Genomic DNA, 16,275 nt, shown 5'->3' with positions numbered 1-16,275 from the left:
CTATGGGATCCCGCCGCAACCTCAGCCTGGCCGTGCTGGCCGCCTGCGCCGCCTTGACCGCGACCGCCGCCCCCGCGTTCGCGCGCCCGGAGCCGCCCGCGCGCGTGGACGGCCTGGGGCCGGACTTCCTCTGGGGTGTGGCGGCGTCCGGCTTCCAGTCCGAAGGTCATGCGCCGGACAGCAATTGGTCCCGCTACGCGGCGTCGGGAGCCACCAAGGACGCGTACCACGATTCCGTCGACTTCTACGACCGGTACCTGTCGGATATCCAGCTGGCGCAGGGGCTGGGCGTGAAGGTGTATCGGATCAGCGTCGAGTGGGCGCGAGTGCAGCCGCGGCCGGGCGTCTGGGACGAGGATGGACTTCGCTTCTACGACAAGGTAATCGGCGCGATCCGGGCCGCCGGCATGCGGCCGATGATCACCCTGGACCACTGGGTCTACCCGGGCTGGGAGGTCGACCGCGGCGGCTGGGGCAATCCGGGCATCGTCGAGGACTGGCTGGCCAACGCACGGCGGGTCGTCGACCGCTTCGCCGCCGCCGATCCGCTGTGGGTGACCTTCAACGAGCCGCTGGCCTACCCGATCCTCGAAACCACCGGCGGCCGGCTGCCGATCACCGAGGTGAACGCCATGCGGGATCGAATCGCCCAGGCGCACAGCGCGATCTACGACTACATTCACACCCGTCAGCCGGGCGCCATGGTCACCAGCAATGTCGCCTACATGCCCGGTGCGGAGGACGCGGTGAACGGCCCGCTGATCGACAAGATCGCGGGCAAGCTCGACTACATCGGCATCGACTACTACTACGGGCTCACCCCCGACACCCTGGGCTCCCAGGCCGACATCACCGAAATGTGGAAGCGGCCACTGCAACCCGAGGGCATCTACTACGCGCTCGACCACTACGCGACGAAGTTCCCCGGCAAGCCGCTCTACATCGTCGAGAACGGCATGCCCACCGAGAACGGCGCGCCGCGCGCCGACGGGTACAGCCGCGCCGACGACCTGCGCGACACCGTGTACTGGATTCAGCGTGCCAAGGCCGACGGCATGAACGTCATCGGATACAACTACTGGTCGCTGACCGACAACTACGAGTGGGGTTCCTACACACCGCGTTTCGGGCTTTATACCGTCGATGTCCTGACCGATCCGACGCTCACCCGCCGCCCAACCGACGCGGTGCCGGCTTACACCGCGATCACCCACGATGGCGGCGTCCCCGCGGACTATCGCCCCACCCGTGACCCGAAACCGTGCTCGCTGGTGGACGCTCTCGCCAGCTGCACCGACCCGGTCACCGTCCCGCGCTGAACCGAGACCGTCCTCAGCCCGCCGCCGTCGGAAACCGATGGCGGCGGGCGGATTTCGGGGACGGGGTCAGCGCAACGCCGGAATGACCTCGCGCTCGAACAGCTCCGCGCCGCTGGTGTCGTAGGCGGTTTCGGGGAAGTAGTGGATGGAGTAACCGAGGCCCAGCGCCTTGATCTCCGACAGCCGTTCCACGATCTGCTCGGGGGTGCCGACCGCGGGAGAATTGCGGAACAGGTCCTTGACGTGCTGCGCCGCGCCTTCCGCGCCGACGAACGGCGTCAGCCGGGCCTCCAGTTCGGACAACCGCTGCTGGACTTCGGCTTCGGTCGCGCCGACCAGGGTATTGAAGTTCGAGCTGCGGGTGATGGCGTCGAAATCCGTTCCGACGTCGGCACAGTGGGCGCGCAGCAGGTCCGACTTGCGGGTGAAGGTCTCCGGATCACCCGCGAAGTTGGTGTACTGCGCGTACTTCGCGGCAATGCGCAGCGTCACCTTCTCGCCGCCGCCCGCGATCCAGATCGGAATCCCGCCCTCCTGCAAGGGAAGCGGCCGCACAATGGCCCCGTCGACCTGATAGTGCTTACCGTCGAGGGTCGCCTTGCCGGTGCTCCACGCCTGCTTGAAGATCTGCACACCCTCGTCGAGCCGGCCCAATCGCACTCCGGCGGAAGGGAACCCGTACCCGTAGGCGCGCCACTCGTGCTCATACCAGCCGCCGCCGATCCCCATCTCCACGCGTCCGCCGGAAATGTGGTCGACGGTGGCGGCCACCTTGGCCAGATACGCCGGATCCCGATAACTCATCGCCGTGCACATCTGCCCGAGCCGAATCCGCGAGGTGCTCGCCGCGAACGCCGACATCAGCGACCACGCCTCATGCGTGGCCTCCTCGCTGGGCACCGGCACGGTATGGAAATGGTCGTACACCCACACCGACTCCCACGCGTCCCCCGCATCGGCCCGCCGCGCCAGATCCCGCATCACCCCCCACTGCGCCGCAGGCTCGACCCCCACCAGATCCAGCCGCCAGCCCTGCGGAACGAAGATGCCGAAACGCACTAGAACTCTCCTCTGTTCGAAACCGTTGTCTCCACCCCGGCCGGGCCGAGCACCTTGCGCAACGCCGAACCCACGACATCCAGTTCGGCCGCGTCCAGTCTGCGCCCAAACCGCGCCTCTATACCCACGAGACAGTTCGGCGCCGCCCCGCGCGACCCAGGTGGCACAACATCGATGATGCTCACGGCCGCCAACCGCCCACCCTCGAAATTGGATTCACCCCGAACCAAACCCTGGGCCCCGCTCCGAAGAGGACCCCTCATCGCTCCGGAACAGGTCTTGGGCTTCGACCTTCCCTGCGTTGACGGCCGCGATGGATTCCGTGAGTCTCCGCGCCATCGCCGAGGACGACATCAGGTAGGCCGTTTCCTTCATCGCGTTGTACTCGGCGAGGGAGATCACGACTGCGGCCGCTTTTCCGCCGCTCCGGGTGATGACGACTTCGTCGTGGTCCTCGGTGGCGGCGTCGAGGACTGCGTCGAAGTTTGCCCCGGCCTCGGTGGCGTGCATGGCGCGCATGATGTGTCCTCTCGTGTCGGCGACCCCTCCAGGGTATTGATTCCGCACAGGATGACGTTCGCGATCGGGCGGCTGTGGCGCGGGCGGGGGATTGTCCCAGACAGGTTATGATGCGGGGGTTGGTTCGGTCTTCGAGTGAGGGGCTCATCGATGAGCGAAGTTGAGCTGAGCACGCCCAATGGGGTTGTCGACGCGTATGTGGCGGTGCCGGAGGGGGAGGGGCCGTGGCCGGGGGTGGTGGTGTTGCACGATGGGATGGGGATGGGGGCGGATGTGCGGGGGACCGCTGATCGGCTGGCTCGGGGTGGGTATCTGGCGATCGCGCCGAATCTGTTCGCGCGGGGGCGGGTGCGGTGTGTGCCGGGGATGATGCGGGAGTTGATCGCCAATGGGGACGGGGTCACGGTCAAGGATATTTTGAGCGCTCGCGCCCATCTCATCGCGGATCCGGGGTGCACCGGTCGCGTCGCGGTGGTCGGGTTCTGTCTGGGCGGCGGATTCGCACTGTTGGTGGCCACCAAGGGTTTCGACGCCGCGGCGCCCTTCTACCCTTCCGGGCGCGGCAATTACGAGCAGATGCTGCGCGGATCTTGTCCGATCGTTGCCAGTTACGGCGCGCTCGATCCGGCCAACCCCCGCCGCGGGCCGAAGCTCGAACGCGTGCTCACCGAATACGGCATCGATCACGACGTGAAGACCTACCCGGGCGTCACCCACTCCTTCGCGAACCTGACCCCCGCCGAATCGGTGATGCGCGTGACCGGGCTGGGCTACAACGAGGAGGCGACCGAGGACGCGTGGCGGCGGATCTTCGCGTTCTTCGATGCCCATCTGCGCTGAATCACGCTGGGCGAGAACGGCTCACGATGGTCAGGCAGACCGCGCAGGCGGCGGCGAGGACGCCCAGCATCGCCGGGTAGCCGACGCCCAGGCTGTCGTGGCAGACGGCCATGACGGCGGGCACGCCGAAGCCGAGGTAGCTGACCGCGTAGAAGACGGCGGTGAGGCCGGCCAGGTCGTCGGATCGGGCCATGCGCTCGATCTCGAGCAGGCCGGCGACCAGTCCGCTGCCGTAGCCCATGCCCAGCGCGATGGCGGTGAGCACAGTCAGCCACATGGTGAGGGTGGCGGCGGCCGCCGCGGCGAGCACCATGCCGGTGATGACGAGGGTCAACGCGAGGACGGGCAGCCGCAGCGTGCCGGGGCGGTCGATGCGCCGGGCCACCGATTGAATGCCGAAACCGCAGCCGAGGGTGATGACCGTGATCAAGGCGGAGAACGCGATGGGCGCGCCGTGCACCTTGGGCATCATGAGGGTCGGCAGGATGGCGTAGGCCACCGCCGACGAGGCGAACAGCCACAGGCAGATCGGCAGCGCGACGGTGCGGAAACGGTGATGCGCCACGGCGGGCACCTTCAAGTCGTCCCGCAACCGGCCTGGATTCGCCTGCCGGACAATCGTTTCCGGAGCGCGGACCAGCACCGCCGCCGTGGTCACGCACAGCGTCACATTGATCAGGTAGGGCAGGCTGTCCGGCCACGGCCCCCACTGCGCCAGCACCCCGGCCACCCCCGCGCCCAGCCCGAAACCACCGGTGAGGCTCATGGCCGAGCGGCGCGCCCCGGTGCCCGGCACCGACTCGGCGGTGAAGGGGGCCTGCGAGAGTTCCTTGAGCCAGCTGCTGCCCACTGCCATGGCCAGCCCCAGCGCGATACCGCACAGCACCCGTCCAGCGGAGAGCATCAGCACCGAATCCGCGCCGAAGGCCAGCAGCGTCGAACCGGTCGCGGCGATCAGCGGTGCGGGTCGCATGAGCGGACGGCGGCCGTAGCGGTCCGACAGCGGGCCACCGATGAGCAGCGCGGGAATGATGCCGAGCACGTATTCGAACAGCAGCAGATCCACGGTGGCCACCGACAGGCCGTCCCGCTTGTACATGACCAGCAGCGGGGTGAATTCGTTACCGCCCCAGGCGATCGCGAAGATCGCCGCGGCCACGGCCGCCCACGCTTTGGGATGGGTGCCCAGGCCGCTCGCCCGGGCGTCGACGGAGGTCAGCGTCGCCATCACAGTCCTCTCAGGGTCACGCCGTGCACCTCGGTGAGATGTTCGGCGAGTGCTTCGGCGAATCCGGCGGCGTCGGCGGCTTCGATCAGGTTCGCGATTCGGTTGTGCTGGGCGATGATTCGATCCATATCGGTCTCGCCCCGGCGCAGCGCGACGCTGTTCATGCGGCGCTGGCGTTCGCGCAGCGAGTCGTAGAAGCCGGTGAGCAGCGGATTGTCGGCGGCCACCACGTACTCGCGATGGAAATCGGCGTCCACGATGGCGAATTCGTCGAGCTCGCCGGCGTCGGCGAGATCGCGCTGGCGGTCGAGGGATTCGCGCAGCCGGGGCACCAGCCCCGCGCGCGCGATCCGCGTGAGCGCGTCGACCGCACCGGTTTCCACGATGTAGCGGGCGTGCACGACGTGTTCGGCCTCGTGCGAGGGCACGGGGACGACGAGGGCTCCGCGCTTGGGATACAACCGCATCCAGCCCTCGGTCTCGAGGCGCAGGAACGCCTCGCGCACCGGTGTGCGGGAGGTCCCGAGCTCCCGGGCCATCTCGTTTTCGCTGACCAGCTCCCCGCCGGGTAACTCGCCGCTGAGGATGCGTTCCTTGATGTCGCGGTAGGCGCGTTCGGCGGCGGAGACGATCTTGGACACGACTTGCATACTAGATGCGCCGCAGGAGTGGTTTGCCTGGATGTGGCCGGATTCACCCGAATCGGTGAGGGAGTTGCGCCACCACCCTCTCACCCTCGATGATTCATCCTGTTGGCACTACGTCAGTAAGTGTCCGTATCCAGGACGAGGAGGTCCGCATGGCGAACGACGCCCCGCCGCTGAACGAGGTCGTGAACGGTGGTCTGGAGTTCACGATTCCGGTCGCACACCAGATGGGCGTGCGGGCCGAGGAGGTGCGCCCGGGCTTCGCGGCCACCTCGGTGCCGATCGAGGGCAATGGCAACCACTTCGGCGTCATGTACGCCGGGGTGCTGTTCACCGTCGCCGAGGTGCTCGGCGGCGCGCTGGCCATCGCCAGCTTCGACACCAGCAAGTACTTCCCGCTGGTGAAGGATCTGCACATCTACTTCCGCAAGCCGGCGGCCACCGCGGTGCGCGCCGAGGCGTCGCTGTCGGAGGCGGAGATCGCGCGCATCGCCGCGGAGGCGGAGGCCAAGGGCAAGGCCGACTACACCCTGAAGGCCGTCGTCACCGACGCCAACGGGGTGGTCGTGGTCGAGACCGAGGGCCTCTATCAGCTACGCGCCCACGGCAAGTAGCCCGCGCGGCGACGAAAACGGCTGAGCCCCGGGAGAATTCCCGGGGCTCAGCCGTGTCATGGCGACTCTCGTGGGTCAGGCGACGATGATCCAGCCCTCACAGCCGGTGCCCGCGCTGCCCGGCCACTCCGAGCCGGAGACCTTGAACGGAATGGCCCCGGGCATCGGCGTCCCGAGGTCGATCTTGGTGGTCTGCGCCGCATAGGTGTCCGGCAACGCGGTCCGCGCCCCGTTCATATCGATCTTCGCGTCATCGGTGAAGTTGTTGGAGGTGGTGATCTCCAACGTCGTCGGCGCGAACGAGTGCGCCATCAACGTGGTCTGACCACACCGCCCCTTGGAGTAATCCAGCGTAATGCGCTGCGGCGCGGCATCGGCCGCGGCGGGCGCCGCGAGTGCACCGGTCACCGCACAGGCGAGCGCGGCCAGGCCGACGCGACGGACGTACACGATCTTCACGAACAAGACCCCTTTCCTATGGTCACAGCTGTCGCCCCCCGTGCGACGACGATCTTGCCGTGACCGACTGCCGCCGCGGCTCAGACGCGCCGAAACCCCGGCGCGTGTGCGGTGATCGGGGTTCCGGCAGCGGCCTTCCGCCAGCTCCCGGCCTTGGCGCGAGCGGGTGAGAGTTACCCAATTAGTTGACTACATCGACTCTGGACACACCCACGCGTACGGGCTACTGTGCAGACAGGTTATGCAACCAGTTGACTATCGAAACGAGGCGTGATGCATCCGTTCCGGAAGGCCGTCGAAGCGCGGGATGAAGCGGCGATCGAGGCTCTCCTCGCCGACGATGTGGTGTTCACCAGTCCGGTGGCCTTCAAGCCGTATCCCGGGAAGGCGATCACCGCGGCGATTCTGCGAGGTGTGATGCGGGTGTTCGAGGACTTCCGGTACCTCAAGGAGATCGGGGCCGAGGGGGCCGCCGATCACGCGCTGGTGTTCGAGACGACGGTGGCGGGCAAGCGGATCACCGGATGCGACTTCATTCATCTCGACGCCGACGGCAAGATCGACGAGTTCATGGTGATGGTCCGGCCGCTGTCGGGCGCGCAGGCGCTGTCGGAGGCGATGGCCGCGCAGTTCGAGCGGATTCAGCGCGAGGCGGTCGAGCAAATCGAACGGGAGGCGGCGGGCTCGTGAAATGACTCGGCGCGGTCCGCGACCGCGCCGATTTCCTGCGATGATCCACGGACAGTCACCGAAAGGCCGATCCGCCATGACCGATGGCAGGTACACCCGTTATGTCGCCGTGGGCGACAGTCAGACCGAGGGTGTGGGCGATGGCGACGACCTGACCGGCCTGCGCGGGTGGGCGGACCGGCTGGCCGAGCGACTCGCCGTCACCAATCCCGAACTGCGCTACGCCAATCTGGCGGTGCGCGGCAAACTCGCCCACCAGATCCGCACCGACCAGCTCGACGCGGCACTGGCCCTGCGCCCGGATCTGGTCACCGTGCTGGCGGGCATGAACGATCTGCTGCGCCCCAATTTCGACCCCGACGCGATCGCCGGCCACGTCGAGGCCATGTTCGCCGCCTTCGCCGCCACCGGCGCCGCGGTGGCCACGCTGACCTTCCCCGATCTCGCCGACAATATTCCGCTGGCCCGGCCCATCCGAGGCCGGATCGCCGTCCTGAACGACCGCCTGCGCGCCGCGGCCGCGCGCCACGGGGTCATCGTCGCCGAGACCGGCCGGCATGCGGTGGCCACCGATCCGCGGCTGTGGAACGCCGACCGCCTGCACGCCAGCCCGCTGGGCCATCAGCGCATCGCCGATGCCGTGGCCGAGGCGCTGCGCCTGCCCGGCGCGGACGACTCCTGGACCCGCCCGCTGGCCCCCGCCCTGCCCGAGCGCGGCGCGCTGCGGACGGTGGCGGACGAATTGCACTGGGCGGCAGTCGCCTTGGGTCCCTGGCTGATGCGCCGGCTGCGCGGCCTGTCCTCCGGCGACAATCGCGAGGCCAAACGCCCACAGCCGCTCCCGGTACGGATCGCGGCCGCTCCGGCCTGAATATGCTTGCCGCCCAGCGGGTTCAGACGTTGACGCCGTAGTCGCGCGCGATGCCGGCCAGGCCGGACGCGTAACCCTGCCCGATCGCCCGGAACTTCCACTCGTTGCCGTGCCGATAGAGCTCCCCGAACACCATCGCCGTCTCGGTGGACGCGTCCTCGGTGAGGTCGAAGCGGGTCAACTCGGTGCCGGTGACCGCGTCGACCACCCGGATGTAGGCGTTGCGCACCTGACCGAAGGCCTGCCGCCGCGTCTCGGCCTCGTAGATCGACACGGGGAAGAAGATATTCGTGATCGACGGCGGCATGGCGGCGAGATCGACATCGATGACCTCGTCGTCGCCCTCGCCCTCCCCGGTGAGGTTGTCGCCGGTGTGCTCGATGGTCCCCTCGGGCGAGCGCAGGTTGTTGTAGAACACGAAATGCTTGTCGGACAGCACGCGCCGATTGGATCCGCAGGCCAGCGCGCTGGCGTCCAGATCGAAATCGGCGCCGGTGGTGCTGCGCACGTCCCAGCCCAGGCCGACGGCGACCTTCGTCAGATTCGGCGCCTGCTTGGACAGTGAGACATTGCCGCCCTTGGCCAAACTGACACTCATCGAATTACCTTCCCTCCGCGATCGATACCTCCATTGCCCATCGTCCTCGCGGGACGGCGTCGCTGCCAGCGTGTCGGCGGCGAGCCGGTCGGCGAGGACGGTGATACGCCGCTGCAGGGCCAGCAGTTCGACCAGGTCCCGGGCGAGCGGCGGGCCCGCGGGATCGGCGGCGGTCACCGCGCGCACCGCCTCGGCGTGCGCGTCGAAGATCGTCGCCCGCAGCCGGGCGGCCAGGTCCCGGCGGTCGGCCGCGAACGGCGAATCCGCGGCCCCGAGACCCGACGGCGGCTCCCCCTGACCGAGCGTCACCCCTCGAATGTACCTGCACGGCAGGCTATCCGAGCGATCTCAGGAACTCCGCCAGATAGCGCCCGCTGTAATCGGTGAGCCCGTTGTTCTGGGTCGCGGCCGCGCCGATGGTGTCGATGTGGTTGTAGCCGGGCAGCGTCTGCACGATGGCCGTCTGCGGCACCGGGAACGCCAGGCCGGGACCGAACTGGACGACGCTGTCGCCCGCCCACAGCACCAGGTTGGGTTTGGTGCGTTCCAGCCCGTGGTAGCGCAGCGCGCCCATATCGCCGGTGCGGGCGCCGCCGTACCCGGCCGCGATGTCGAGCACCACGCGCAGCGGGAAGTAGGTCTCCCAGTAGGCGTACGGGCCGCCGGCGCCCAATTGCCGTGCCACCTCGCGGATGTCGGCCACCTCGTGGCCGGGCGCGGTGTAGGGCACGCCCTGGACGTTGTCGTAGTTCCGCCAGGTGTAGAGCACCGACCGGTCGGTGGGCGCGAACCGTTCCTGCGGTCCCGCGCTCAAGCGCAGGTAGTTGCCGAGCAGCGGAATCTGCGTCGCCGACCCGGGATTCGGAAAGCTCTTGGGCTGTACGGGCCCGCCGTCGAGTACGCCCATGCCCTGCTGCAGCAGTTCGAGATTGCAGGAGTTGTTGTCCAGCAGCTCACCCAGCAGCGCGGTATTGGTGAACCGGAAATCGCGCAGCGTGCCCGCGCCGTCCGCGCCGTCGGTCGCGAAGTCGGCCCAGTTGGCGGCGAACAGATAGTTCAGCGTCGCGTCGATCTCGGCATCGTGCGGAAGATGCGCCAGCAGTTGGCTTTCCCCGTCCGGATCCAGATACGCGGCCAGCCCGGCCAGCCGGTAGATCAGGAACGCTTTGGTGCCGATCACCGGCGTCGCGCCCAGGATCCGCGGCAGCACCCCGATGTGCTGGGCCGCTGTCAAGACATCGTCGACCGGCGAGATGATGGCATTGGTGAGGTCGTGCAGAAACGGCGTGTTCTGAATGGCGGCCGGATCCGAGGACACCATCGAATCCTGCGACACATACGCCGCGCATTGACTGTCGCCCGCGGCGTCCGGATCACCGTTGCCGAAATCCCAATCGGCGAAGAACCCGGTGACCAGTCCGCCCATCGAGATACCGGTGCACACGTACTTGCGTTGCCGCACCGGCTGATCCGGGATCTCGTGCAGCATGATCTCGTACTGGTCGCGCAGCACCCGTTCGAGCCCCATGAAATCCAGCAGGCCCAGACCCTGGGAATTCCGGAATCCCGGGAACACCTGGCCGTCGATGGGCATCCCGTGGAAGTAGTAGTCCACCGCGTCCAGGTAGTTCCCCGTCCGCAGCGCGTAGTCGAATCCGGTGGTCTCGTCCAGGCAGCTGCTGCGGCGCGCCATGGCCCAGAATTCCACCTTGCGCCCCAGGTGCGCCGCCGACCGCACGGTATTCGCCGCCACCGCATCGGAATTCATCGCGCCGCCCTGGAATCCCTGCTGCTGCACCACCACCGAGTCCGCCTCGGCCGGATCGGCGGGCCCGTCCGCCGCGCGATATCGCAGGAACCCGGCGCGGTCGCACTCCGCCGGATGCGGGGGCGCGTTCGCCGGCAGCGGCAGCAGAAAACTGACCTGCGAGACGATCACCCCGTCCCGGTCGCCGAGCACCCGCTCCTGCCGATCGGTCGCCGCACTGACCGGCGCGACCGCCTGCGCCGACGGCATCGGCGACAGCAATGCCCCGACGGTCCCCGCGGCGACCGCGAGCGTCCCCCACCCCAACGAAGTTCTCACATCGAGCATCGTCACCACCGTGCCGCCCGGCGTCATTGGGCAGTCCGGAAGCAAACCCCCGCCCGGCCTGTGAACAATTCCGAATTCCCCGCCAACCCAATCCTGTTCGCGCGGTATGCACTACGGTGCACCGCGCCTCGGAAGGTGCGAGGACCGCGCGCGATCCGCCCCAGCCTGCCGTCGCGCGGGCGGATTTCGGCGTGCCGCAGTCGAAAAGGCTCGGGGCGGGGTTCGCGTCAATACACTGTGCGATGAACCGGCACAGGCGGGAGTGGGCTCCTGGACACGCTCTGGAACTTCGTCGTCGACCATCGCGGGCAACTGCTCACCGACTCGTATCTGCATGTCTCCGCGGTGGTGCAGTCGATGCTCATCGCGACGGCGGTGGCGGTGGCGATCGGGATCGCGGTGCATCGCAGCCCGTGGGGTGCGGCGCTGTCGACCGCGCTGGCGAGCATCGTGCTGACCGTGCCGTCGTTCGCCCTGCTGGGCTTGCTGATTCCGGTCCTGGGGCTGGGGGTGCGCCCGACCGTGGTGGCGCTGGTGCTGTACGCGCTGCTGCCGATTCTGCGCAATACGATCATCGGGCTGAGCGGGGTGGATCCGGCGGTGTCGGATGCGGCGCGCGGGGTGGGGATGAACCGGCTGCGGGTGCTGGTCGGTATCGAACTGCCGCTGGCGTGGCCGTCGATTCTGGCCGGTATGCGGGTCAGCACCCAGATGATCATGGGCATCCTGGCCATGGCCGCGTACGCGAAGGGCCCCGGGCTGGGGAACCTGATCTTCTCCGGACTGGCCCGGCTCGGCAGCCCGACCGCCGTGCCGCAGGCGCTGACCGGCACAGTCCTGATCATCGTGCTCGCCCTGCTGCTCGATGCCGTGCTGGCCGGTGTCGGCCGGCTCACCACCCCGAGGGGAATTCGTGACTGACACCTCCACCGCCGCGAGCGCGCCGAGCGGGGCGCGCATCGTGCTCGACGGCGTCACCAAACAGTATCCCGGACAACGGGATCCGGCGGTCGACAACTTCTCGCTCACCATTCCCGCGGGCGAGATCGTGGTGTTCGTCGGCCCGTCGGGCTGCGGCAAGACCACCATCATGCGCATGATCAACCGGCTCATCGAGCCGAGCGCGGGCGTCATCACCATCGACGGCCGCGATATCGGCCGCCAGAATCCCGACCAGCTGCGCCGGCAGATCGGGTACTCGATCCAGCAGGCCGGGCTGTTCCCGCATCAGACGGTGGCCCGCAATGTGGCCACGGTGCCCGCCCTGTTGGGCTGGAATCGCGCGCGCATCGATGCCCGCGTCGACGAGATGCTCGAGCTGGTGGGATTGGACCCCGATACCTTCCGCCGCCGCTATCCGCGCCAGCTGTCGGGCGGGCAGCAGCAGCGCGTCGGCGTCGCCCGCGCGCTCGCCGCCGACCCGCCGGTGCTGCTGATGGACGAGCCGTTCGGCGCGGTCGACCCCATCACCCGCGGGCTGCTGCAGGACGAGCTGCTGCGGCTGCAGGACGAACTGCACAAGACGATCGTCTTCGTCACCCACGATTTCTCCGAGGCCGTCAAGCTCGGTGATCGAATCGCGGTACTGGGCAACGGGTCTCGCCTGCTTCAGTACGACACCCCCGCCGCGGTCCTGGCCGCGCCCGCGGACGCCACCGTCGCCGGATTCGCCGGTCCGGACGCCGGTCTCAAACGGCTCACGCTCACCCGGGTCGCGGACGTCGAACTCGGCGGCTGCCCGACGACCGCCGAAACCGCTGAGGTGCAACCCTTCCGGGCCGAACTCGCCGCCCAGGTTTGGCCGTGGGGCCTGGTGCTGGATGCGCAGAACCGGCCGCTGCGCTGGGTTTCGGCCGAGGAGCTGGCCCACGCCTCGTCCCTGCGGGAGGCCGGTCACGCGGTCACCGGGACCGTCGAGCTGCGCGCGTCGCTGCAGGAGGCGCTGGAGACGATGCTCACCGAAAGCACCGCCCGCGCCGTGGTTCTCGGCGAGCACGGCGAGTACGCGGGCCTGATCGCGATCGACACCCTCGTCACCCACCTCGCCGAGACCCGCGCCGAAAGCCGCCGGGCATGAGGGGCAGAGCGACCGAGCGGCGCTCGGAGTTCATTCGCCTGGTGGCCCAGCCGGTGCTGGCGGTGGGGCTGGCGGTGGCGGTGCTGGTGTGGGCGTTCGATCGCCACCTGACCGCCACCCAGCGGGCCAGCATGAACGCCGACAATATCGTGACCGCGACCCGCCAGCACGTAGTGATCACCGCGACGGTGGTGGCGCTCGTGGTCGCCATCGCGGTGCCGCTGGGCACCCTGCTCACCCGGCCCGGATTCCGCAGGCTGGCACCGCTTTTCGTGGGCATCGCCAATGTCGGTGCGGCCGCCCCCGCGATCGGTCTCATCGTGCTGTACTACCTGCTGACCCAGCGGACGGGCTTCTGGGTCGGGGTGGCGCCCATCGCGTTCTACGGTCTGCTGCCGGTGCTGCGGAACACCATTCTCGGTTACCAGCAGGTCGATCCGACCCTCGTCGACGCCGGCCGGGGCCAGGGCATGTCGGCCGCTACGGTCCTGCGGCGCATCGAGTTTCCGCTCGCGGTGCCCTACATTCTCGCCGGCCTGCGCACCTCGCTGGTGCTGGCGGTGGGGACGGCGACACTGTCGTTCCTGGTCAGCGCGGGCGGGCTGGGCATCCTCATCGACACCGGGTACAAGCTGCGCGACAACGTGACCCTGTGGGTGGGCGCGATTCTCGCGGTGGCGCTGGCCCTGCTGGTGGACTGGCTGGGCGCGCTCGCCGAACAGTTCCTGGGCCCGCGGGGGCTGCGATGAGGCGGTGGACGGCGGTGCTGGCCGCGCTCGGGCTGCTGCTGGTGGCCGGTTGCGGGCTGGAATCCGGTGGGGCCGTGCCGTTGCAGGTCGGGCCGGGCAGTATCCGGCCGGATCCAGGATTGCGGGGTGTGGGGATCACGGTGGGGTCCAAGGACTTCACCGAACAGAACATTCTGGGGTATCTCATCGAATTCGCGCTGACCGCGGCCGGCGCGCGGGTGCGCGATCTCACCAATATCACCGGATCCAACAGCCTGCGCGATGCCCAGTTGCACGGGCAGGTCGATATCGCCTTCGACTACACCGGCACCGGCTGGATCAACTATCTGGGCAACGAGACCCCGATCCCCGACTCCCAGCGGCAGTTCGAGGCGGTCCGCGACGCCGATCTGGCCGCGCACGGCATGGTGTGGGCGGATGTCGCGCCGATGAACAACACCTACGCGCTGGTCACCAATGCGGCGAGTGCGCAACGCACGGGAACGAAGTCGCTGTCGGACTACGCGCGCGCCGTGAACACCGACCCGGGCACCGGACCCACCTGCCTGGGCACCGAATTCAGCGTCCGCCAAGACGGATTCCCGGGCATGGCCCGCAAGTACGGCGTCGACACCGGCAAGGTGCACAAGCAGATCATGCAGGACGCGCTGGTCTACACCTCGGTCGCCAACGGCGGCTGCCAGTTCGGTTCGGTCGCCACCACCGACGGCCGCATCAAGGCCCTCGACCTCCGCATTCTGGACGACGATCTCGGATTCTTCCCCAAATACAATGCGGCACTGGTGATGCGGAAGTCCTTCGCCGACGCGCACCCCCAGGTGGCCACGGTGCTGGCGCCGATCACCCGGCTGCTCACCAACGAGACGATCACCGAACTCAATCGGAAGGTCGATCTCGAAGGCGCCGAACCCGCCACCGTCGCCCGCGACTGGCTGGTTTCGCAGGGTTTCGTCACGGCCCGGTGAGCGCACGGCCCGGTGAGCTCACGGCGCGCGGACCGGTGTGTCGCAGCTGGCCGGCGGATCGACCAGGCGGCAGTCCGCTGGCGGCCGGGACGGCAGGTATCCGGCGGGCACGCCGTCGTGGGCGATGATGTCGCGGTAGGCGGCGACCGCGTCCGTGGGGATGCGAGCCAGCGTCGGATCGGTGCGCACGTTCACCGTGTAGAGACCGAAACGCGGTGTGTAGGAACCCCATTCGTAGTTGTCGGTGAGACTCCAATAGTTGTAGCCCAGCACATTCATGCCGTCGGATTTGGCGCGCTGCAGCCAGTAGACGGTGTCGCGCAGGTGCTGGGAGCGGGTGTACCCGTCCGCCCGCGGCTGCCCGTTCTCGGTGGGCATCCCGTTCTCCACGATCCACAGTGGCTTGCCGGGGAACAGCGTCGAATAGTGTTGCAGCGCGTAGTAAATGCCCTCGGCATGGACCGGAAGATCCCACATGCCCGTCGGCGGGCCGGGGGCGTCGGCCGCGAGATCCGGTGGCTCGTAACCGAAGTAGTAGTCGACGCCGATGGAGTCGAGTTTGCCGCCGATCAAGGACATGAGCGGTCCGTTGACCTGTGACTCCGCGCCCGCGACATAGCCGACATTGCTGGTCACCAGCGCGTTCGGCTGCACCTGATGGATGTAGTCGTAGATGTCGTTGTGCACCTGCGCGATCCGGTGCAGCATGACGTCTGCGTCGGTCCCGTGCTGCTGGACCTCGTGCACGATATAGGCGACCGGCTCGTTGACGGTCACCCAGATCGGGTCGCGGGGCGCGTAGCGGTCGACGACCCGGCGCATGGCGGTGAGCCAGTCGGCCACCATGCCGGGAGCGTCCCAGCCGCCGCGGTCGGCCTCCCAGCCCGGATACACCCAGTGATCCAGGGTCAGCATGGGCCGCATGCCCGCCGCGACGATGGCGGCGATCACGTCGTCGTAGTAGGCGAAGGCATCGGCATCCCACACTCCCGGATGTGGTTCCAGCCGTGCCCATTCCACGCCGATGCGGAAGACCTTCACCCCGAGTTGCTGGGCCAGCGCGATATCCGACCGATACCGGTCCCGGAAGTCGACGGAATCGCCGAGCCGATCCCAGCCCGGATTGGCTTCGATATAGCGGGTCCAATTGCTGTCCGGTGACTGTCCTTCGGATTGAAACCCGGAAGCCGCCACACCCCAGAGGAAATCGTCGCCCAGCACACCGGTGGTCGTAGCCGGCGCGGTATGGGCGGCGCCGGGCACCAGCAGCAGGGCAGCGGCCGTGACGAGCCCGGTCGCGACGAGACAGCGAAATCGAGTGCGCATCAGCACTTCCCCAGGACCATTACTCGAAATGAGTGAAAGCGGCTACTTACTCCTGGATAGCTGTGCTGTGTTTCGAGAATATGCCGGGTCGACAGTGGTTCGGCACGATATCGCCACGATCCCGCACCGCCACCGCGCCGCGGTCGGCAGCGAAAGGCGGATCGGGCCGGACCGATGAATTTCGGGCGCTCCGGCCGTCGTTACGACCGAACGCGCCGA

At 68.3% G+C, this 16,275-nt stretch carries 17 protein-coding genes; 9 read left to right on the top strand and 8 right to left on the bottom strand.

The genetic code is table 11. The annotated features are described in order from the left end of the window. Positions 1 to 2 precede the first annotated feature (2 nt). On the top strand, positions 3 to 1,319 hold the full coding sequence (locus tag D7D52_RS10690) for a family 1 glycosylhydrolase (RefSeq protein WP_120736172.1): 1,317 nt from the start codon (positions 3 to 5) through the stop codon (positions 1,317 to 1,319). 66 nt (positions 1,320 to 1,385) lie between these two features. Here D7D52_RS10690 and D7D52_RS10685 read toward each other — a convergent pair whose 3' ends face one another. Together D7D52_RS10685 and D7D52_RS10680 are read right to left on the bottom strand one after the other, a co-directional pair. After that, positions 1,386 to 2,378: a TIGR03560 family F420-dependent LLM class oxidoreductase gene (locus tag D7D52_RS10685; protein WP_120736171.1), complete on the bottom strand. Its 993-nt coding sequence runs from the start codon at positions 2,376 to 2,378 to the stop codon at positions 1,386 to 1,388. Between the two features lie 216 nt (positions 2,379 to 2,594). Next, positions 2,595 to 2,888, bottom strand: coding sequence for a type II toxin-antitoxin system Phd/YefM family antitoxin (locus D7D52_RS10680; RefSeq protein WP_222932808.1), 294 nt, complete (start codon positions 2,886 to 2,888; stop codon positions 2,595 to 2,597). A gap of 159 nt (positions 2,889 to 3,047) precedes the next feature. On the opposite strand from D7D52_RS10680, the gene D7D52_RS10675 reads away from it, so the two are divergent. After that, a complete protein-coding gene (locus D7D52_RS10675; protein ID WP_120736169.1) occupies positions 3,048 to 3,737 on the top strand; it encodes a dienelactone hydrolase family protein in 690 nt (229 codons plus the stop codon). Between the two features lies 1 nt (position 3,738). Here D7D52_RS10675 and D7D52_RS10670 read toward each other — a convergent pair whose 3' ends face one another. Beyond that, positions 3,739 to 4,965: an MFS transporter gene (locus D7D52_RS10670; protein ID WP_120736168.1), complete on the bottom strand. Its 1,227-nt coding sequence runs from the start codon at positions 4,963 to 4,965 to the stop codon at positions 3,739 to 3,741. Further along, a complete protein-coding gene (locus D7D52_RS10665) occupies positions 4,965 to 5,615 on the bottom strand; it encodes a GntR family transcriptional regulator (protein ID WP_120736167.1) in 651 nt (216 codons plus the stop codon). Before D7D52_RS10665 ends, D7D52_RS10670 begins: the two co-directional genes overlap by 1 nt. 149 nt (positions 5,616 to 5,764) lie before the next feature. Here D7D52_RS10665 and D7D52_RS10660 point away from each other — a divergent pair, with 149 nt between their 5' ends. Beyond that, the gene (locus D7D52_RS10660) at positions 5,765 to 6,226 is read left to right on the top strand and encodes a YiiD C-terminal domain-containing protein (RefSeq protein ID WP_120736166.1); all 462 of its coding nucleotides are present in this window, start codon (positions 5,765 to 5,767) and stop codon (positions 6,224 to 6,226) included. 75 nt (positions 6,227 to 6,301) lie between these two features. On the opposite strand, the gene D7D52_RS10655 is transcribed toward D7D52_RS10660, so the two are convergent. Next, the gene (locus D7D52_RS10655) at positions 6,302 to 6,691 is read right to left on the bottom strand and encodes a hypothetical protein (protein ID WP_120736165.1); all 390 of its coding nucleotides are present in this window, start codon (positions 6,689 to 6,691) and stop codon (positions 6,302 to 6,304) included. 267 nt (positions 6,692 to 6,958) lie between these two features. On the opposite strand from D7D52_RS10655, the gene D7D52_RS10650 reads away from it, so the two are divergent. Together D7D52_RS10650 and D7D52_RS10645 are read left to right on the top strand one after the other, a co-directional pair. Beyond that, a complete protein-coding gene (locus tag D7D52_RS10650; RefSeq protein WP_120736164.1) occupies positions 6,959 to 7,375 on the top strand; it encodes a nuclear transport factor 2 family protein in 417 nt (138 codons plus the stop codon). Positions 7,376 to 7,451: 76 nt separating this feature from the next. Then, entirely contained in the window at positions 7,452 to 8,246 is a 795-nt protein-coding gene (locus D7D52_RS10645) for an SGNH/GDSL hydrolase family protein (protein ID WP_120736163.1), read from the top strand. Between the two features lie 22 nt (positions 8,247 to 8,268). Here the strand turns inward: D7D52_RS10645 and D7D52_RS10640 are convergent, their stop codons facing one another. Next, positions 8,269 to 8,844 (bottom strand): TerD family protein, encoded by a 576-nt coding sequence (locus D7D52_RS10640; protein WP_120743990.1) that lies wholly within the window; start codon positions 8,842 to 8,844, stop codon positions 8,269 to 8,271. A gap of 334 nt (positions 8,845 to 9,178) precedes the next feature. Continuing rightward, positions 9,179 to 10,939: a hypothetical protein gene (locus D7D52_RS10635; protein WP_425464620.1), complete on the bottom strand. Its 1,761-nt coding sequence runs from the start codon at positions 10,937 to 10,939 to the stop codon at positions 9,179 to 9,181. 270 nt (positions 10,940 to 11,209) lie between these two features. Here D7D52_RS10635 and D7D52_RS10630 point away from each other — a divergent pair, with 270 nt between their 5' ends. The 4 genes from D7D52_RS10630 to D7D52_RS10615 are packed head-to-tail and all read left to right on the top strand — an operon-like array spanning position 11,210 to position 14,730. Continuing rightward, positions 11,210 to 11,860 carry an ABC transporter permease gene (locus D7D52_RS10630; protein ID WP_120736162.1) on the top strand — a complete coding sequence of 217 codons (651 nt, stop codon included), beginning with the start codon at positions 11,210 to 11,212 and terminating at the stop codon, positions 11,858 to 11,860. Then, complete coding sequence (locus tag D7D52_RS10625; RefSeq protein ID WP_246023773.1) at positions 11,853 to 13,016, top strand: ABC transporter ATP-binding protein; 1,164 nt, start codon at positions 11,853 to 11,855, stop codon at positions 13,014 to 13,016. The genes D7D52_RS10630 and D7D52_RS10625 overlap by 8 nt, the downstream gene beginning before the upstream one ends. Continuing rightward, entirely contained in the window at positions 13,013 to 13,765 is a 753-nt protein-coding gene (locus tag D7D52_RS10620) for an ABC transporter permease (protein ID WP_120736160.1), read from the top strand. The genes D7D52_RS10625 and D7D52_RS10620 overlap by 4 nt, the downstream gene beginning before the upstream one ends. Continuing rightward, entirely contained in the window at positions 13,762 to 14,730 is a 969-nt protein-coding gene (locus D7D52_RS10615) for a glycine betaine ABC transporter substrate-binding protein (RefSeq protein ID WP_120736159.1), read from the top strand. Before D7D52_RS10620 ends, D7D52_RS10615 begins: the two co-directional genes overlap by 4 nt. Positions 14,731 to 14,748: 18 nt before the next feature. Here D7D52_RS10615 and D7D52_RS10610 read toward each other — a convergent pair whose 3' ends face one another. After that, positions 14,749 to 16,056: a family 1 glycosylhydrolase gene (locus D7D52_RS10610; RefSeq protein WP_120743988.1), complete on the bottom strand. Its 1,308-nt coding sequence runs from the start codon at positions 16,054 to 16,056 to the stop codon at positions 14,749 to 14,751. Positions 16,057 to 16,275 lie beyond the last annotated feature (219 nt).

Source organism: Nocardia yunnanensis (assembly GCF_003626895.1).
GTDB classification, from domain to species: domain Bacteria; phylum Actinomycetota; class Actinomycetes; order Mycobacteriales; family Mycobacteriaceae; genus Nocardia; species Nocardia yunnanensis.
This window is presented reverse-complemented; position numbering and strand designations above follow the sequence as displayed.